Annotated in this window: 18 protein-coding genes and 1 tRNA gene; 13 read left to right on the top strand and 6 right to left on the bottom strand. The window is 72.0% G+C overall.

Translation table 11 applies throughout. The features are described from left to right. Positions 1-204 precede the first annotated feature (204 nt). From CCN33_RS08735 to CCN33_RS08725, 3 genes are read left to right on the top strand one after another with little or no spacing between them, the layout of a single operon-like run. Positions 205-411 carry a twin-arginine translocase TatA/TatE family subunit gene (locus CCN33_RS08735; RefSeq protein ID WP_086692887.1) on the top strand — a complete coding sequence of 69 codons (207 nt, stop codon included), beginning with the start codon at positions 205-207 and terminating at the stop codon, positions 409-411. A 54-nt stretch (positions 412-465) separates the two neighbouring features. Continuing rightward, on the top strand, positions 466-852 hold the full coding sequence (locus CCN33_RS08730; RefSeq protein ID WP_086692885.1) for a BlaI/MecI/CopY family transcriptional regulator: 387 nt from the start codon (positions 466-468) through the stop codon (positions 850-852). A 7-nt stretch (positions 853-859) separates the two neighbouring features. Continuing rightward, the gene (locus CCN33_RS08725; RefSeq protein WP_086692883.1) at positions 860-1,786 is read left to right on the top strand and encodes a M56 family metallopeptidase; all 927 of its coding nucleotides are present in this window, start codon (positions 860-862) and stop codon (positions 1,784-1,786) included. A gap of 30 nt (positions 1,787-1,816) precedes the next feature. On the opposite strand, the gene CCN33_RS08720 is transcribed toward CCN33_RS08725, so the two are convergent. Together CCN33_RS08720 and CCN33_RS08715 are read right to left on the bottom strand one after the other, a co-directional pair. Continuing rightward, positions 1,817-2,272 (bottom strand): tellurite resistance TerB family protein, encoded by a 456-nt coding sequence (locus CCN33_RS08720; RefSeq protein ID WP_086692881.1) that lies wholly within the window; start codon positions 2,270-2,272, stop codon positions 1,817-1,819. 77 nt (positions 2,273-2,349) lie between these two features. Then, positions 2,350-3,291 (bottom strand): sporulation protein, encoded by a 942-nt coding sequence (locus CCN33_RS08715; RefSeq protein ID WP_086692879.1) that lies wholly within the window; start codon positions 3,289-3,291, stop codon positions 2,350-2,352. Between the two features lie 360 nt (positions 3,292-3,651). Between CCN33_RS08715 and CCN33_RS08710 the strand changes: the two genes are divergently transcribed. The 6 genes from CCN33_RS08710 to CCN33_RS08685 all read left to right on the top strand — a co-directional run bounded on the left by CCN33_RS08710 (position 3,652) and on the right by CCN33_RS08685 (position 11,171). Then, positions 3,652-5,439, top strand: coding sequence for an FAD-binding dehydrogenase (locus CCN33_RS08710; protein WP_086692877.1), 1,788 nt, complete (start codon positions 3,652-3,654; stop codon positions 5,437-5,439). Positions 5,440-5,704: 265 nt separating this feature from the next. Beyond that, a complete protein-coding gene (locus tag CCN33_RS08705; RefSeq protein WP_086692875.1) occupies positions 5,705-7,102 on the top strand; it encodes an amino acid permease in 1,398 nt (465 codons plus the stop codon). 162 nt (positions 7,103-7,264) lie between these two features. Further along, positions 7,265-8,119, top strand: a complete 855-nt coding sequence (locus CCN33_RS08700; protein ID WP_086692873.1) for an alpha/beta fold hydrolase — start codon at positions 7,265-7,267, stop codon at positions 8,117-8,119. A 147-nt stretch (positions 8,120-8,266) separates the two neighbouring features. Next, positions 8,267-9,286, top strand: a complete 1,020-nt coding sequence (locus CCN33_RS08695) for a sugar ABC transporter substrate-binding protein (RefSeq protein ID WP_086692871.1) — start codon at positions 8,267-8,269, stop codon at positions 9,284-9,286. Next, positions 9,286-10,350, top strand: a complete 1,065-nt coding sequence (locus tag CCN33_RS08690; RefSeq protein ID WP_167387803.1) for an ABC transporter permease — start codon at positions 9,286-9,288, stop codon at positions 10,348-10,350. Before CCN33_RS08695 ends, CCN33_RS08690 begins: the two co-directional genes overlap by 1 nt. A 5-nt stretch (positions 10,351-10,355) precedes the next feature. After that, positions 10,356-11,171, top strand: a complete 816-nt coding sequence (locus CCN33_RS08685) for an ATP-binding cassette domain-containing protein (RefSeq protein ID WP_086692869.1) — start codon at positions 10,356-10,358, stop codon at positions 11,169-11,171. A 7-nt stretch (positions 11,172-11,178) separates the two neighbouring features. Here the strand turns inward: CCN33_RS08685 and CCN33_RS08680 are convergent, their stop codons facing one another. Beyond that, positions 11,179-12,207: an alcohol dehydrogenase catalytic domain-containing protein gene (locus CCN33_RS08680; protein WP_208621687.1), complete on the bottom strand. Its 1,029-nt coding sequence runs from the start codon at positions 12,205-12,207 to the stop codon at positions 11,179-11,181. Positions 12,208-12,329: 122 nt separating this feature from the next. Here CCN33_RS08680 and CCN33_RS08675 point away from each other — a divergent pair, with 122 nt between their 5' ends. Continuing rightward, complete coding sequence (locus CCN33_RS08675; protein WP_086692865.1) at positions 12,330-13,199, top strand: helix-turn-helix transcriptional regulator; 870 nt, start codon at positions 12,330-12,332, stop codon at positions 13,197-13,199. Beyond that, positions 13,196-13,741: an AAA family ATPase gene (locus tag CCN33_RS08670; protein WP_086692863.1), complete on the top strand. Its 546-nt coding sequence runs from the start codon at positions 13,196-13,198 to the stop codon at positions 13,739-13,741. Before CCN33_RS08675 ends, CCN33_RS08670 begins: the two co-directional genes overlap by 4 nt. A 37-nt stretch (positions 13,742-13,778) precedes the next feature. Here CCN33_RS08670 and CCN33_RS08665 read toward each other — a convergent pair whose 3' ends face one another. Together CCN33_RS08665 and CCN33_RS08660 are read right to left on the bottom strand one after the other, a co-directional pair. Then, entirely contained in the window at positions 13,779-14,783 is a 1,005-nt protein-coding gene (locus CCN33_RS08665; RefSeq protein WP_086692861.1) for a Gfo/Idh/MocA family protein, read from the bottom strand. Positions 14,784-14,826: 43 nt separating this feature from the next. Further along, positions 14,827-15,987, bottom strand: a complete 1,161-nt coding sequence (locus CCN33_RS08660; protein WP_086692890.1) for a Gfo/Idh/MocA family protein — start codon at positions 15,985-15,987, stop codon at positions 14,827-14,829. Positions 15,988-16,127: 140 nt separating this feature from the next. Between CCN33_RS08660 and CCN33_RS08655 the strand changes: the two genes are divergently transcribed. Then, positions 16,128-16,646: a hypothetical protein gene (locus tag CCN33_RS08655; RefSeq protein ID WP_086692889.1), complete on the top strand. Its 519-nt coding sequence runs from the start codon at positions 16,128-16,130 to the stop codon at positions 16,644-16,646. Between the two features lie 68 nt (positions 16,647-16,714). After that, positions 16,715-16,788, top strand: a tRNA-Pro gene (locus tag CCN33_RS08650). Positions 16,789-16,891: 103 nt separating this feature from the next. Here the strand turns inward: CCN33_RS08650 and CCN33_RS31915 are convergent. Continuing rightward, a partial coding sequence (locus CCN33_RS31915; RefSeq protein WP_167387802.1) for an ATP-binding protein occupies positions 16,892-17,140 on the bottom strand: 249 nt, incomplete at its 5' end.

Here is a 17,140-nt window from a genome sequence, read left to right as displayed (position 1 = left end):
TACGGCGGGCACGGCTCGGGACACTGAGCGGGCCCTCTCGGCGAGGCGCAGGGGCAGGGCCCGGTGGTCCGGGGAAGCGACCGCCGGGCCCTGCCGCTGTGTCCGGCGGGGCTCTGTACGGGCCTTCTACAGCTGTGTAGATAATGACGGTGGGCGGGGCCGGCCGGTCCCGCCCACCACCCCCGCTGGGAGGAACCGCCCCCGATGTTCGGCCTGAGTGAAGTCGCCCTGCTCCTCATCGTGTTGATCGTCCTCCTCGGCGTACGGAAGCTGCCCGGACTCGTCCGCTCGGCCGGCCAGGCCACCCGCATCTTCAAGAGCGAGGCCCGCGCCCTGCGCACCCAGGACGCCCCGCCCCCCACCGGTCCCGTCGTCGAGGGCACCGTCCTGCCCCGCGACGAACGGAGCTGAGCCGGCCCGACGGCGGCCTACGATCTACCCACGGCGGAAGGGGAAGGAGTGGGCGTGCACGACGAGCGGCGTAGCCGGCGACGGGGCCAGGGCGAGCTGGAGGGGCTGGTGCTCTCCGCCCTGAGTGAGGCCCGCACGCCCGCGTCCGCCGGGTGGGTGCAGGAACACCTCGGCGGCGGCCTCGCCTACACCACCGTCATCACCATCCTCACCCGCCTCCTGGCCAAGGGCGCCGTCACCCGGGAACGCGCAGGCCGTTCCTTCGTGTGGACCCCGGTCTCCGACCAGGCCGGCCTCGCCGCGCACCGGATGCGCAAGGTGCTGGACGGCGAGAGCGACCGCGAGGCGGTGCTGTCCCGCTTCGTCACCTCCCTCGAACCGGACGACGAACGGCTCCTGCGGCACCTGCTGGGCGAGTCGGGCCCGGACGGAGAAGGCTGAGAGATCGATGGGCGTGTTCGTCCTGCTGCCGCTGGTGCTCCCTCTGACGGCATGGCCGGTCGCCCGGCTGGCCGAACAACGGCTGCACCCCCGCGCCGCGACCTGGCTGCTCACCGCCACCGCCTGCGCGCTGGCCCTGTGCAGCACGCTCTGCCTGACCCTGCTCATGGTGGTCGGCACCGCCCAGCTCCCGGGCAATCCCCTGCCGGACGCCTGGTCGGACGACGAGGTGCGCGAGGCCGTCCCGTACGACGAGGTCGCGGGCCAGGCCGCGATTCCCGCCCTGCTCGCCGTGCTCGCGGGCTGCTCGCGCGTGCTCTGGCGGCATCTACGGGTACGAGGGCGCGCCGAGCGGAGCCTCGCGGGTCTGCCCCGGCGTACGGTCGCCGTGCTGACCGACCCGGAGCCCTACGCGTACGCCCTGCCCGGCCGCAACCGGGGGCGGGTGGTGGTGTCGACCGGCATGCTGACCCGGCTGGCCGCACGCGAGCGCCGGGCGCTGTTCGCGCACGAGAGGGCGCATCTCGCGGGCGGCCACCACCGCTTCCTGCTCCTGGTCCAACTGGCCGCGCGGGCCAACCCGTTCCTGCGTCCGCTGCGGACCGCCGTGTCGTACACCGTGGAGCGGTGGGCCGACGAGGAGGCGGCCGGCGTGGTGCGCAGCCGGCAGACGGTGGCCCGCGCCATCGGCAAGGCGGCGCTGGTCTCGCGGCCGCATCCCGTCCTGGCCGGGTTCGCGGCGCCGGGACCCGTACCGCGCCGGGTGGCCGCGCTGTTGGGGCCCGCGCCCGCCGTACACGTCTGGCCCTCGCTGTTCACCGCCGTGGGAGTGGCTGCCTGGACAGCCGCGGCCGGGACGATGATCTCGGCGCTGTCGTCGGCCAATTCGGCGGTGACGCTCTTCCTCGTGCTGAAGGCGGCCACCCCGCTCTAGAGGTGGCCGCCCCCGAGCCTCGGACGCGTGTCAGAGGTCGAACTCGTGCGGCGGCAGGTCGAGGGCGAAGCACGCCTCGCGGACCACCGCCTGCTCGTCCTTGTCGAAGTCGCCGTCCGCGCCGCCGATCACGATGCCGATCTGGATGACGGCACGCGCCTCGGCGGGCTTCTTCTTCGCCTTGGCGATCTCCTGGAGGACGCTGACCTTGCCGAAGTCGTAGTCGGCGGTCAGCTTGCCGAGGTTGTCCTCGAACCGGCGCTGGAGGTCCATCGCGTCGAAGTTCTGCAGCACCTCGTTGCCGGCGATGAGCTGGGCGACCCGCCGCCGCTCGGAGGGGTCCACCGTGCCGTCGGCCGCCGCCACCAGCGCGCACATCGCCATCGAGGCGTCACGGAAGGCGCCGCTCTTGAGGTCGTTCTTCCGCGCCACCAACTGCGTCTGCATGGTGGCGGCGGATTCCTTGATGCGGTCCCACAGGGCCATGAGTACTCCAGATCTCGAATCAGAAGGAGCCGCGCCGCTGCCCGGCTCCCAAGGGTCACTCGTCGGACTGAGGTTCCTCAGTCCTCTTCTTCGTCGTCATCGAAGAAGTCGCCCACCTCGTCCACGACTTCGGCCGCGACCATGCCGCCGACCACACCGACGGCCAGCCCGGCGGCACCCGCCGCGACGGCGGTGCCCATGCCCATGCCGGGACGTGAACCGTGGTGCGGCTCGGCGTGCACCGCTGCCGTGCGGCTCTCGAGCAGTTGCCGGAACCAGCCGTCGACCAGCGTGTTCCAGTCCACGCCGGTCACGTCGTGCGAGACGGTGAACCGGCCCAGCGCGTCATGCCCGCCGCCCAGGAAACCGCCCCGCTTGTCGGCCTCCACCACGACCTCCATGCCGCCGGGGTGGGCGAGGAAGGTCAGCTCGAACTCACCTGCTCCGTAGGCGTACTGCGGGGCCGGGGTCAGCTCGATCTCCTGGTAGAAGGGGAGTCGCTGACCCGTACCACCGATGCGGCCGTACTCCAGGTCGGCCGACCGGAAGCCGAAGCCCAGTTGGCCCAGCGCTTCCAGGACGGCCTCCTGAACCGGCAGCGGACGTACGGCCAGTGGGTCCAGGTCGCCCTTGTCCCGCGCTCCGGTGACCGCCAGCTCGGTCCGTACGCCCAGGGTGATGCCGAGCGGCTGCCCGTACAGCTCGGTGACCGGGGTCTCCCACGGCAGCGGCACGTCGAACCGCACCGCGCGCCGCTCGCCCTCACCGAGCCGGAACCCGCCGCCCACGGTGAGCCGTTCGAAGACGACCGAGCCCTCGCTCTCGCCGTCCTCGTGCTCGGCCTCCACCCGGGCGACCAGCTCCAGCGTGATGTGATCGACGTCGACCGCGGCGGATCCGCCGGCCAGGCGGACCTCCCCCGACAGCGTGCCGCCGGGCAGCACGGCACCGGGGTCCAGGACGGTGTCCACCGTGGGCCCTCCCACACCGAGCGAGCCGAGCAGCCTCTTGAACACCATGCGGAGTCCACTCCCCTTCCTGCTTCTACAAGTCTGTAGAAGCATAGGCGGGGTCCCGGGCCCCGGTCCACCAACGAGCCGGGGCGGTGCCGGCGTTCCAGCGGTCCGGGGCAGTCCGGTGTGGCGTCGGCCTCGTCAACGACCCCGACGCCGCCGAGGGCATCCTGGATCCTTCTGCCTCCAATTCTTTCGGCAGGCCATAACTCGCCTACGCCACAACAGAGTTGGAGCACGACTCTGGTCGCCCCGCACCCCCTGGGCTACCGTCGGTAACACCTGCCGACGGCGACCGTCAGCACCTCCTCCCTGCCTCGGCGGCCTTCGTTCGTCACGCCGGTACCCCTTTGACGAAAGGCAGCCATGGACCACCCCATCACTCCCACCGGGATCACCCGTCGCCGCGCCCTCACCGTCACCGGTGGGATGCTCGCCGGGGCAGCACTGGCCGGCCATGCCTTCCCGGCCTTCGCCGGGGAGTCGCAGGACGCGGACGCCATCGTCGTCGGGCACGGCCTCGCGGGGCTGGTCGTCACGGCCGAACTGGCCGCCGCCGGACGGAAGGTGCTGTTGCTGGACCAGGAACCGGAGGCGAGTCTCGGCGGGCAGGCGTTCTGGTCGTTCGGCGGGCTATTCTTCGTCGACTCCGAGGAGCAGCGGCTGATGGGCGTCAAGGACACCCGCGACCTCGCCTGGCAGGACTGGCTGGGCAGTGCCGGGTTCGACCGGGGCGTGGCCGACCCGGCGGGTCAGGACCACTGGGCCTACAAGTGGGCCGAGGCGTACGTCGACTTCGCGTCCGGGGAGAAGCGGTCCTGGCTCGCCGGGCTGGGTGTGCAGTGGTTCCCGATCGTCGGCTGGGCCGAGCGCGGCGGGGGCCTCGCGGACGGGCACGGCAACTCGGTACCGCGCTTCCATGTCACCTGGGGCACCGGTCCGGCCGTGGTCGAGCCGTTCGAGAAGAAGGTGCGGGCGGCGGTGGCGGCCGGGAAGGCCGGCTTCAGGTTCCGGCACCGCGTCGACGGCATCGTCACCACGGGCGGCGCCGTGACCGGCGTACGCGGTGCCGTCCTCGAACCCAGCGGTGCGGCCCGCGGCAAGCCCAGCTCCCGTACCGTGATCGGCGAGTTCGAGCTGCGCGCGCCGGTCGTGGTCGTCACCTCCGGCGGCATCGGCGCCAACCACGACCTCGTACGCCAGAACTGGCCCGCACGGCTCGGCACGCCGCCCAAGACCATGGTCACCGGAGTGCCCGCGCACGTGGACGGACGCATGCTCGCCATCACCGAGCGGGCGGGCGGCCGCATCGTCAACCCCGACCGGATGTGGCACTACACCGAGGGCCTGCGCAACTACGACCCGATCTGGCCCGGCCATGGCATCCGTATCCTGCCCGGACCCTCCTCCATGTGGTTCGACGCCACGGGCAAGCGCTTCGGCACCCCCGACATCCCCGGTTACGACACCCTGCACACCCTCGGCTCGATCACCGCGTCCGGCTACGACTACTCCTGGTTCGTGACCACCCAGAAGATCATCGCCAAGGAGTTCGCGCTCTCCGGCTCGGAGCAGAACCCTGATCTCACCAACAAGAACGTCTGGCAGCTCCTCTCCCGCATCTGGCAGACGCCCGAGCCGATCGAGAAGTTCAAGAAGAACGGCGCCGACTTCGTGGTCGCCACCACACTGTCCGAGCTGGTGGCCGGGATGAACAAGCTGACCGGCGACAACCTGATCGACCTGGCCCGGCTGAAGGCGCAGATCGAGGCGCGCGACCGGGAGATGGACAACCCCTACACCAAGGACGTCCAGGTCATGGGCATTCGCAACGCCCTCTCCTACATCGGGGACTCGCTCAGCCGGACCGCGCCCGCGCACAGGATCCTCGACCCGTCGGCCGGCCCGCTGATCGCCGTACGGCTCAACGTGCTCACCCGCAAGACCCTCGGCGGGCTCCAGACCGACCTCTCCGGGCGCGTGCTCGGCCCCTCGGGGGAGCCGGTGCCGGGGCTGTACGCGGCCGGGGAGGTCGCGGGCTTCGGCGGCGGAGGAGTGCACGGCTACCGCTCGCTGGAGGGCACCTTCCTCGGCGGCTGCCTCTTCTCCGGGCGCCAGGCGGGCCGGGCGGCGGCCGCGGCGACGGCGACCTGAGAGAGGGCCCGAGGCTGGCTGCGGGGGTCACCGGAATGGGTGAACATCTGTCGGTATCAGGCCCCCGTAAGCGCGGTTTTTGCGTGATCGCACGGACGGGACGGGACAAGAAGCGGCGATTTGGCGGCGACTCGGGGCATCCCCGACCATTGGGTCTGGCCCGGTGCTCCGGGAAGGCCGTTCACCTGGCCTTTCTCGAGAGCCAGGTCACCGCCCGTCCCCCCCTCTGTGCCGGTCACGGCCAGTTCCGCGAGAGGTACCCCCCATGCAGGTCACCGGGACCGCTCCGCCGCCGGCTCCGGCGACGGGCCCCCTCGGCGCCCCGGTCGAGGAACCGGTCGGCAACGGGACCAAGCACGCCCGCCGCTTCGGGCTGCCCGTCGCGACCGCCCTGGTCATGGGCAACATCATCGGCGGGGGCATCTTCCTGCTCCCCGCCTCCGTCGCCCCCTACGGCACGGTCAGCCTGGTCGCCCTCGGCGTCCTCACGGTGGGCGCCATCACGCTCGCCCTGGTCTTCGGCCGGCTCGCCCAGCGCGACCCACGCACCGGCGGCCCGTACGTCTACGCCCGCGAGGCGTTCGGCGACTTCGCCGGGTTCCTCGCGGCCTGGGCCTACTGGATCACCACCTGGGTGTCCAACGCCGCCCTCGCCGTCGCCGCCGTGGGCTACCTCGACGTACTCGTCCCGGTCAGCCACCACCGCTGGACCGCGTGCCTCGCGGCCCTGGTCATCCAGTGGCTCCCGGCCCTCGCCAACTTCGCGGGCACCCGCTGGGTGGGTGCCGTGCAGCTGGTCTCCACGGTGCTGAAGTTCGTACCGCTGCTGCTCGTGGCGGTCGGCGGGCTGTTCTTCTTCGACCCGGACAAGCTGGGTCCGTTCAACGCGGGCGGGGGCAGCCCGATCGGCGCGATCTCCGCGTCCGCCGCGCTGCTGCTGTACTCCTACCTCGGCGTGGAGTCCGCCGCCGTCAGCGCGGGCGAGGTCCGCGACGCCCGTCGCAACGTCGGCCGGGCCACCGTGATCGGCACCGCCGGCGCCGCGCTCGTCTACCTGCTCGGCACGGTCTCCGTCTTCGGCACCGTCGCCCACAACAGCCTGGTCAAGTCGACCGCGCCCTTCTCCGACGCCGTGAACGCCATGTTCGGCGGCACCTGGGGCGGCTGGGCCGTGGCGCTGGCCGCGCTGGTCTCGATGACCGGCTGCCTCAACGGCTGGACCCTGCTCAGCGCCCAGACCCCGTACGCCGCCGCGCGCGACGGGCTCTTCCCGGCCGCCTTCACCCGGCGCCGGCGCGGGGTGCCGACCGTGGGCGTCGGTGTGACGGTCGTCCTCTCCTCGCTGCTGACCGTCTACAACTTCATGGCGGGCTCGGCCCACGTCTTCGAGGTCCTGGTGCTGGTCACCACCTTCACCGCGACCGTGCCGTACCTGCTCGCCACGGCCGCGCAGCTGCACCACCTCGCCTCCGGCCGCCGCGACGAGGTCGACGGCCGCAGGCTGGTGCGGGACGCCGTGATCGCCGCCGTCGCCGCGGGCTTCTCCATCTGGCTGGTCGCGGGCGCGGGATACGCGGCGGTCTACCAGGGCGTGCTGTTCCTGTTCGTCGGCATCCTGGTCTACGCCGTGATGGCCGGACGGCGGCGCCGCGCCGAAGGCTGATCCACCTCCCCCGGGCCCGGCGGCCTGCCCCCAGGTGCCGCCGGGCTTCGGCGTACCCGCCGCCCGCACAAGCGGAGCACCTCCTACCGCTGGTGCGGGTGATCTTCGGCTGCGTACGGTGGCCCACCGAGGACCGGTCCCACGGGCAGGAGTGATCAGACGGTGCAGCCGACGTTCGTACTGGTGCACGGCGCCTTCGCCAATTCCTTCTGCTTCGCGCCGCTCCAGGCCGAGCTGGGCCTGCTCGGGCACCGCTCGGTCGCCGTCGACCTGCCCGGCCACGGCTTCGCCGCCACCTGGCCGCACGCCTACCAGGCACCGCAGGACCCCGAAGGACTCGCCGCCGCGCCCGGTGCGATGAAGGGCGTCACGCTCGCCGACAACGTGGCCCACCTGATCGGGGTGCTTGAGCGGGCCAAGGCGAACGGTCCGGTCCTGCTCGTCGCGCACAGCCGGGGCGGCATCACGGCCACCGCCGCCGCCAACGCGCGGCCGGACCTGATCGACCGGCTGGTGTACGTCTCGGCCTGGGCGCCGGTCGAGCTGGAGCCCGGCCAGTACTACGCGGAGCCGGAGATGGCGACGGCCGACCCGTCCTCGCTCGCCCTCGCCCTGGTCGGCGACCCGGCCGAACTGGGCCTGCTCCGCGTCAACTTCCGCACCGCGGACCCGGAAGCCCTCGCCGCGTTCAAGGCCGCCTTCCTCGCGGACGGCACCGACGACGAGTTCCTCGTCCTCCTCAGCACCTTCCAGCCCGACGAGAGCCTGGACACGGGCACCCCCGCCGACCGCGCCCGGGCGGAGACGTGGGGCCGCGTCCCGAGGACCTACGTCCGCCTGGCCGACGACGCGAGCCTGCCGCCCGCCCTCCAGGACCGGCTCATCCGCGAGGGCGACGCGCTGACCCCGGACAACCCCTACGACGTACGCACGCTGGCGGGCAGCCATCTGAAGTGGCTGGTCGACCCGGCACCGGCCGCACGCGTCCTCGGTGAACTCGCCGCTCTCACCGGCTGACCGGGGAAATGCCCCTTTGTGCCGACGACCCGGCCACCTCCGGTCGTCATGTCTGGACAAACCATTGACACCGGACCCGGCAGGGGCTTGTATCCCGTCCCGACGCAACAGCGCTCACCCTCCCCAGCACAGTGAGGTGCAGGACAGATGGACCGCTCTTCTCGCTCGCGCTCGCGCCGACTCGCTCCTGTCGTCGCGGTGGCCGCCGTCGCGGCCCTCACCCTCGCCGGCTGCTCCAGCGACTCCGGTGGGAAGAAGGCGGCGGAGGGCGGGTCGGGGGCACCGGCCGGCAAGGCCGGCACTCCCCGGATGACGGTCGCCCTGGTCACTCACCAGGCGCCCGGCGACACCTTCTGGGACATCGTCCGCAAGGGCGCCGAGGCCGCCGCCGCCAAGGACAACATCAAGCTCGTCTACTCCGCCGACCCCAGCGCCGGCACCCAGGCCAACTTTGTGCAGAACGCCGTCGACCAGAAGGTGGACGGCATCGCGCTCACCCTGGCCAAGCCCGGCGCGATGAAGGACGTCATCGCCAAGGCGAACCTGGCGAAGATACCCGTGGTGGGCCTGAACTCCGGGCTCAGCGACTGGAAGAAGCTCGGACTGCTCCAGTTCTTCGGGCAGGACGAGAGCGTGGCGGGCGAGGCGCTCGGCAAGAAGCTGAACGAGGTCGGCGCCAAGAGGATCGTCTGTGTGATCCACGAGCAGGGCAACGTCGGTCTGACCCAGCGCTGCGACGGAGTGAAGAAGACCTTCTCCGGCAAGACCGAGACGTTGTACGTCAACGGCACCGACCGGCCCTCCGTGCAGTCCACCATCACCGCCAAGCTGAAGCAGGACAGCTCCCTCGACCATGTCGTCACCCTCGGCGCCCCCTTCGCGCTGACCGCCGTGCAGTCCGTCGCCGACGCGGGCGGCAAGGCCAAGGTCGCCACCTTCGACCTCAACAAGGACCTCACCGGCGCCGTCAAGAAGGGCACCATCGAGTTCGCCGTCGACCAGCAGCCCTACCTCCAGGGCTACCTGGCCGTGGACTCGCTGTGGCTGTACAAGAACAACGGCAACTACAGCGGCGGCGGCGAGCAGCCGGTGCTCACCGGTCCGGCCTTCGTGGACAAGTCCAACGTGGACCGGGTCGCCGAGTTCGCGGCGAAGGGCACCCGCTGATGAGCACCGCCCAGCGGACGGAACCGGCCCCCGGGCCGCCCCCGCTGTCCGGCCCGCTGCGGGGCGCCGGGCGCCCGCTCGCGCTGCGGCTGGTGGCCCGGCCCGAAGTGGGAGTACTCCTGGGCGCGTTGGCGGTCATGGTGTTCTTCCTCGTCGCTGCGCCCACGCTGCGCCAGGGCGACTCGATGGCCACCGTGCTCTACCAGTGCTCCACCATCGGCCTGATGGCGCTGCCGGTCGCCCTGCTGATGATCGGCGGGGAGTTCGACCTGTCCTCCGGTGTCGCCGTCATCACCTCCGCGCTCACCGCGAGCATGCTCAGCTACCAACTGACGGTGAACGTCTGGACCGGCGTCCTCGTCTCCCTGGTCCTCTCCCTGGCCGTCGGCGCGTTCAACGGCTGGATGGTGGTGCGCACCGGGCTGCCCAGCTTCCTGGTCACCCTCGGCACCTTCCTGATCCTCCAGGGAGTCAACCTCGCGGTCACCAAGCTGGTGACCGGCAATGTCGCCACCGACGACATCAGCGACATGGACGGTTTCGGGCAGGCCAAGGCGGTCTTCGCCTCCTCGGTCGACATCGGTGGCGTGCAGGTGAAGATCACCGTCTTCTACTGGCTGGCCTTCGCCGCGCTCGCCACCTGGGTGCTGCTGCGCACCAGGTACGGCAACTGGATCTTCGCCGTCGGCGGCAGCAGGGAGAGCGCCCGCGCGGTCGGTGTCCGGGTCGACTTCACCAAGATCACGCTGTTCATGCTGGTGAGCTTCGGCGCGTGGTTCGTCGGGATGCACAACCTGTTCGCGTTCAACACGGTGCAGTCCGGCGAGGGCGTGGGCCAGGAGCTGATCTACATCGCGGCCGCGGTGATCGGCGGCTGTCTGCTCACCGGCGGCTCGGGCTCCGCGATCGGGCCCGTCTTCGGGGCCTTCATGTTCGGCATGGTCAACCAGGGCATCGTCTTCGCGGGCTGGAACCCCGACTGGTTCAAGGCGTTCCTCGGCGTGATGCTGCTCGGCGCCGTCCTGATCAATCTGTGGGTCCAGCGCACGGCGACCCGGAGGTGAGTGAGATGACCGACCAAAGCACGGCCCCGCTGGTGGAGTTGCGCGACGCGGGCAAGTCGTACGGCAATGTACGCGCCCTGCACGGCGTCGACCTGGCCGTGCACGCGGGCCGGGTCACCTGCGTGCTCGGGGACAACGGCGCGGGCAAGTCCACCCTGATCAAAATCATCTCGGGCCTGCACCGGCACACCGAGGGCGAATTCCTGGTGGACGGCGAGCCGGTGCGCTTCGACAGCCCGCGGGACGCCCTTGCCAAGGGCATCGCCGCCGTCTACCAGGACCTCGCCACCATCCCGCTGATGCCGGTCTGGCGGAACTTCTTCCTGGGCTCCGAACTCACCAAGGGACCCTGGCCGTTGCGCCGCCTGGACATCGCCCGGATGAAGGAGATCGCCGACCGCGAACTCCGGGAGATGGGCATCGCCCTGGACGACCTGGAACAGCCCATCGGCACCCTCTCCGGCGGCCAGCGGCAGTGCGTGGCCATCGCCCGCGCCGTTCACTTCGGCGCCCGCGTGCTGATCCTGGACGAGCCGACCGCCGCGCTCGGCGTCAAGCAGTCCGGGGTGGTCCTCAAGTACATCGCCGCCGCCCGCGACCGGGGTCTCGGCGTCGTCTTCATCACCCACAACCCCCACCACGCCTACATGGTGGGCGACCACTTCAGCGTCCTGCGCCTCGGCACGCTCGAACTCAGCGCGGCACGGGGGGACGTCACGCTGGAGGACCTGACCAACCACATGGCGGGCGGCGCGGAACTCGCGGCGCTCAGACACGAGCTGGCACAGGTGCGGGGGGTGGACGTGGCGGAGCTGCCGTGACGTCGGCTCATGGGTGGATGAGCGCCTTGAGGACCCGGCGCTCGGCCATGGCCCGGTAGGCGTCGGGCGCCTGATCCAGGGTGAACCGGCAGTCGAAGACACGGCCGGGGTCGATCGTGCCGTCCAGGACGTCGGGCAGCAGGTGCTCGATGTAGGCGCGGGCGGGGCTCGCTCCGCCGGTCAGGGTGATGTTGCGCCGGAACTCCGCCCGCCCGAGGGGTCCTTGCTCGTACTGGGGTACGCCGAGGCGGCTGATCACGCCGCCGTCCAGGACCGCACCGAGGGCGGTGTCCAGGGCCTCACGGGTGCCGACGGCCTCGATCACCTTGCCGACTTTGCCGGTGAGGTCGCGGATGCGGGCGACACCCTCCGCGCCGCGCTCGGCGACGACGTCGGTCGCGCCGAACTGCTCGCCCAGGTCGGTACGTTGGCTGTGACGGCCGGCGAGGACGATCCGTTCGGCGCCCAGCCGCCTCACGGCGATCACCGCGCAGAGCCCGACCGCGCCGTCCCCGACGACCAGCACCGTGTCACCGCGTCCGACGCCCGCGGTGACCGCGCCGTGGTGTCCGGTGGTCATCACGTCCGACAGGGTCAGCAGCGAGGGCACCAGGGCGGAGTCGGCGGCCACGGGCAGCTTCACCAGGGTGCCGTCCGCCCAGGGGACACGGACCGCTTCGCCCTGGCCTCCGTCGACGCCGTCGAAGCCGTACCGGCCGCCGTCGCGGCACGAGATGTGCAGGCCCCTGGCGCAGTAGCCGCAGGTGTTGTCGCAATAGGTGAAGGGGGCGACGACCAGGTCGCCCGCCTTCAGCCCGGTCACCTCCGCGCCGGTCTCCTCGACCACACCGAGGAACTCGTGGCCCATGGGGCGACCGGTGTCGGCGGCGGGCATCGAGCCGTACGGCCACAGGTCGCTGCCGCACACGCACGAGGCGACCGTCCGGACCACGGCGTCGGTGGGCTTGGCGATCTTCGGGTCGGGCCGGTCCTCGACGCGGACGTCTCCGGCTCCGTACATCACTGCTGCACGCATGAGTGCTCCTGGGGAGAGGGGACTCCACCTTCGCCCGGTCGCCGTCCGGGTGGCAGGGCGGGATCTTCGGGGGTAATGACAGGGCCCCCCTCGTGCGCGCCGTGCCGGGGGAGACTGGGGGAATGGCATCAGACAGCGAGAGCGCCGAACTGGGCCGCTTCCTGCGCGCCCGCCGCACCCGGACCAGCCCCCGGCAGGTCGGCCTGACCGTCGGCCCCGGCATCCGCCGCACCCCCGGCCTGCGCCGCGAGGAACTGGCCACGCTCGCCGGCATCAGCATCGACTACTACGTGCGCCTGGAACGCGGCAAGGAGACCCGGCCCAGTCCCGCCGTGCTCGACTCGCTGGCGCGTGCCCTGCGCCTGGGCGACCAGGAGCACCACCACCTGCGCGAACTCGCCGCCCGTGCCGCCCGATACACCCCCGAGCCGCCGCCCGCACCCAGCCGCACGGTACGCCCGCACCTGAGGCTGCTGCTCGAATCGCTGCGCCCGTACCCGGCCTACGTGATCAGTCGCAGCATGGACCTGCTCGCCTGGAACCCCGGCGGCCTCGCCCTCTACGCGGGCATCGCCGACTGGCCCGCCACGCAGCGCAACCTCGCCCGCTACTTCTTCCTGCACCCCGCGTCCCGCGACCTCTTCACCGACTGGGAGCAGCAGATCGCCGGCTGCGTCTCCCGCCTGCGTGCCGTCGCCGGAACCGCCCCGGACGCCCCCGATCTCACCCGGCTCGTCGGTGAACTCCTGCTCAAGAGCCCGGAGTTCGCCGGCCTGTGGGAGCGCTACGAGGTCACCAGGCGCAAACCCGCCACCAAGACGTTCCACCACCCCCAGGTCGGCACGGTCACCCTCACCTCCCAGGTCCTGCACGTCGACGCCATCCCCGGCCAGCGCATCGGCGTCTACACCGCCGAGCCCGGCACCCCCGAACACGACGCGCTCCTCCTGCTCGACTTGACCGCGCCCCGACGCGCGCATGCCTCGTCATGACGGTCGGCACCGAAGAGACCCGGCTGATCGTCATCCGGGGCAACAGCGCCTCGGGCAAGTCCTCGATCGCGGCCGGGCTCCGCCAACGGTTCGGCCGCAACCTCGCCGTCGTCGGCCAGGACAACCTCCGCCGCGACGTACTCCGCGAGCGGGACCGCCCCGGCGCCGCCAACATCGGCCTGATCGGCCTGACGGCCCGCTACGCGCTGGACGCCGGGTTCCACACGGTCGTCGAGGGCATCCTCTACGCCGACCGCTACGCCGCGATGCTGACGGACCTCGTACGCGAGCACCGGGGCGTCTCCCGCTGCTACTACCTGGACGTGCCGCTCACCGAGACCTTCGCCCGGCACGCGACGAAGGCCGACGCGGCCTGTCTGTCCCAGGTCACCGACGACCACCTGCGCGACTGGTACCGGGAGCGGGACCTGCTCCCCGGCGGACTCGAGACCGTCATCGACGCGAGCAGTGCCCTGGCGGAGTCGGTGACGCGGATCATGCGCGAATCGGGGCTGGACCGGATACCGCCGGTCGACCGCTGAGGCCTCGACTCCGCCGTCGTACACCGCGCCCGAGCCCTCAGCCGGTGCGGACCTCCGCCAGGGTCACCGGCCGGTGCTCGCGCAGCGAAAGCGTGCACGCCTCCGCGATCCAGCCCGCCTCCAGCGCCTCCTCGACGGTGCACGGGGAGGGCCGCGCACCGGCCACCACCTCGGTGAACGCGGTGAGTTCGGCGCGGTAGGCGTCGGTGAAGCGGTCCATGAAGAAGTCGTGCGGGGTGCCCGAGGGGAAGGTGACGCCGGGCTCCGCCGAGCGGATCGGCAGCCGGTCGTCCAGACCCACGGCCAGGGAGTCCGCGAACCCGAGAAGCTCCATGCGCACATCGTGACCCCGCGCGTTGTGGCGGGAGTTGGAGACCACCGCGATCGTGCCGTCGTCCAGCGTGAGGACCGCGCTCGTGGTGTCGGCGTCGCCCGCCTCCCCGATGTACGCGGCCCCCCGGTTGCCGCCGACCGCGTACACCTCGCTCACCTCGCGGCCGGTCACCCAGCGGATCATGTCGAAATCGTGCACGGAGCAGTCGCGGAAGATGCCACCGGACGCGGCGACGTACGCGGCGGGCGGCGGCGCCGGGTCCAGTGTGGTGGAGCGCACCGTGTGCAGTCTGCCCAGTTCCCCGGAGCGGACAGCGGCGCGGGCGGCCATGAAGCCGGCGTCGAAACGGCGGTTGAAGCCGATCTGGATCGGGACCCCGCTGTCCCGCACGGAGTCCAGCACCGCCACGCCCTCGGCGATGGTGCGGGCCACCGGCTTCTCGCAGAAGACCGGCACGCCCGCCGCGACCCCGGCCCGGATCAGCGCCGGGTGGGCGTCGGTGGCGGCCGCGATCACCAGCCCGTCCACCCCGGCCGCGAGCAGCGCCTCGGGGGAGTCCGTCACCTGGGCCCCGTACCGTTCGGCGGCCGCCTTCGCCGCGTCCGCGACCGGGTCGGCGACGACGAGGGAGGTGACGGCGTCCAGCGCGGACAGGGTCGCGGCGTGGAAGGCGCCGATGCGGCCGAGGCCGAGAATTCCGATACGCATGTGCTCGAGTGCTCCTCGCGTGTGCTGGGACAGGGGCCGCGCTTCAGCTCACCGGCAGGTCGACCCACCCCCGGCTCCCGGCCGACACCGCCATCGCGTCCAGCACACCGGCCGCGCGCACCGCGTCCGCGAGCGTGGCGCCGTACGGCTTGTTCTCCGCGACCGAGCGGAGGAAGCGGTACGCCTCGACGACCTTGAGGTCGTCGTACCCCATCGCGTTGGCCGCTCCGGGCTGGAACGCGGCGAACTCGCCGTCCCCCGGGCCGACGTACACCGTGCTCACGGGCTGGTCCTGGTACGAGCCGCCCCGGCTGACGCGGAGTTCGTTCATCCGGCGGAAGTCCCAGGACACCGCGCCCTCGGTGCCGTGGACTTCGAAGCCGTAGTTGTTCTGCTCGCCCACCGACACCCGGCACGCCTCCAGCACGCCACGGGCGCCCGAAGCGAAGCGCAGCAGACAGCTCACGTAGTCCTCGTTCTCCACCGGACCCCGCTCGCCGCCCGCCGCGAGGGTGTGCCCGGCGGTCGCGCCGGTGGGCCGCGAGCGCTCCGGGACGAACACCGCCGTGTCGGCGGCCAGCGACGCGATGTCCCCGAGCAGGAAGTACGCGAGGTCGGCGCCGTGCGAGGCAAGGTCGCCCAGCACCCCGCTGCCGCCCCGACTCCGCTCGTACCGCCAGGTCAGGGCGCCGTCGGGGTGCGCGGCATAGTCGCTGAGCAGCCGGACGCGGGCGTGGGTGATCCGGCCGAGTCCGCCGGAGGCGATCAGCTCGCGGGCGGACTCCACGGCGGGCGCGTTGCGGTAGTTGAACCCGACCGCGGCCTGGACACCGGCCGCGGCGACCGCGTCCGCGACCGCGCGGGCGTCCGCGCCGCTCAGCCCGACCGGCTTCTCGATCCAGAGGTGCTTGCCCGCCTCCGCCATGGCGACGCCGATCTCGCGGTGCAGGAAGTTGGGCGCCGTGACGCTGACGGCGCGTACGCGGGGGTCGGCGGCGACCTCGCGCCAGTCGCGGGTGGCGGTGGCGAAGCCGTACTGCGCGGCCGCCTCCTCCGCGCGACCCGGCACCTCCTCGGCGACCGTCACCAGCTCGGGGCGCAGGGGGAGCCGGGGGTAGTGGTGCGGGAGGCGGGCGTACGCCCGCGTGTGCACCCGGCCCATCCAGCCGAAACCGACGACGGCGACACCCAGCGCATTCACGATGACAGCCCTTCCCGGGACCGGATCCACCTTTGCCGGGCCCACCTTTGTGCGGACAAATACCGGGTGTCAACCCCGGTGCGCGGCCCCGGCCGGTGCCCACCGGCGTGCGGGGCCGCGGGGAGCGGGTGATCGTGGGAGGCATGGCTGCTGACCCGACGGCGCAGACCGGCGCACCCCGGCCGCGGCGCGACACCCGCGAATCCGTCCTGTTCGGCGGGGTGTACGGCGCCGTCCTGGCCAGCTCCCTGGTCGCCGCACTCACCCAGCACGGGCACAGCTCGGCGGCCAGCCGGCGCTACGACGCGCTGTGGGTGCTGGTCACCGCCTTCGCCTCCGCCTTCGCCCACGGCTACGCCCACCACATCGCCGAACGCGGCCCCCGGCGCCGGGGCGAGGTGCTGCGCGCCCTCCGGGACGAGTGGCCGCTCGTGGTGGCCGTCCTGCCGACCGTGTTCCTGCTGGCCGGGGCGGGGTGGGGGTGGTGGCCACCCGGGGAGGTCGAGTACCCCGCCCTCTACCTCAACATCGCCATCCTCTTCACCCTCGGCGTCCTCACCGCCCGCTGGGCCTCCCGCCGCTGGCCCTCCGCCCTCCTCATCGGCCTCGCCGACGCCCTCCTCGGCTTCGTCGTCGTCATCGCCAACGCCCTCATCAAGTGACCGGGCACCGGCGCGGGTGCGGTAGGGTTGACCTGCGTGATCACGCGGAACACTCCGCCGGATCACCTCGGGACGTGGCGCAGCTTGGTAGCGCACTTGACTGGGGGTCAAGGGGTCGCAGGTTCAAATCCTGTCGTCCCGACTTTACGAAGTCGCTGGTGAGGGCCGGTTACGGAGAAATCCGCAACCGGCCCTCGGCCGTTCTCCGGGACCGGTTCGCCCTTGAGGCGGGCGGCAGGCGGCGGTCAGGTCAGACCGACGACGGCGGTGACGCTCTTTCCGGTCCCGGCTGCCTCGACGCTGACGCTCCGGGCGAGCGCGGTCACTATCTCCAGGCCGTGCTGTCCGACGCGCGCCGGGTCGGGCGCGCGCACCGCCGGCGCGCTCGGACTGCCGTCCCGCACCTCTATCCGCAGCGTCCCGTCGAACACGCTCAGCCGCAGCAGCGCCGGACCGGGCGCGTGTCTGAGGGCGTTGGTGACCAGCTCGCTCAC

Origin of the sequence: Streptomyces recifensis (genome assembly GCF_002154615.1) — a bacterium.
Classification (GTDB): Bacteria; Actinomycetota; Actinomycetes; order Streptomycetales; family Streptomycetaceae; genus Streptomyces; species Streptomyces griseoluteus.
The sequence above is the reverse complement of the archived record's forward strand: the minus strand, read 5'-3'. Positions and strand labels throughout refer to the sequence as shown.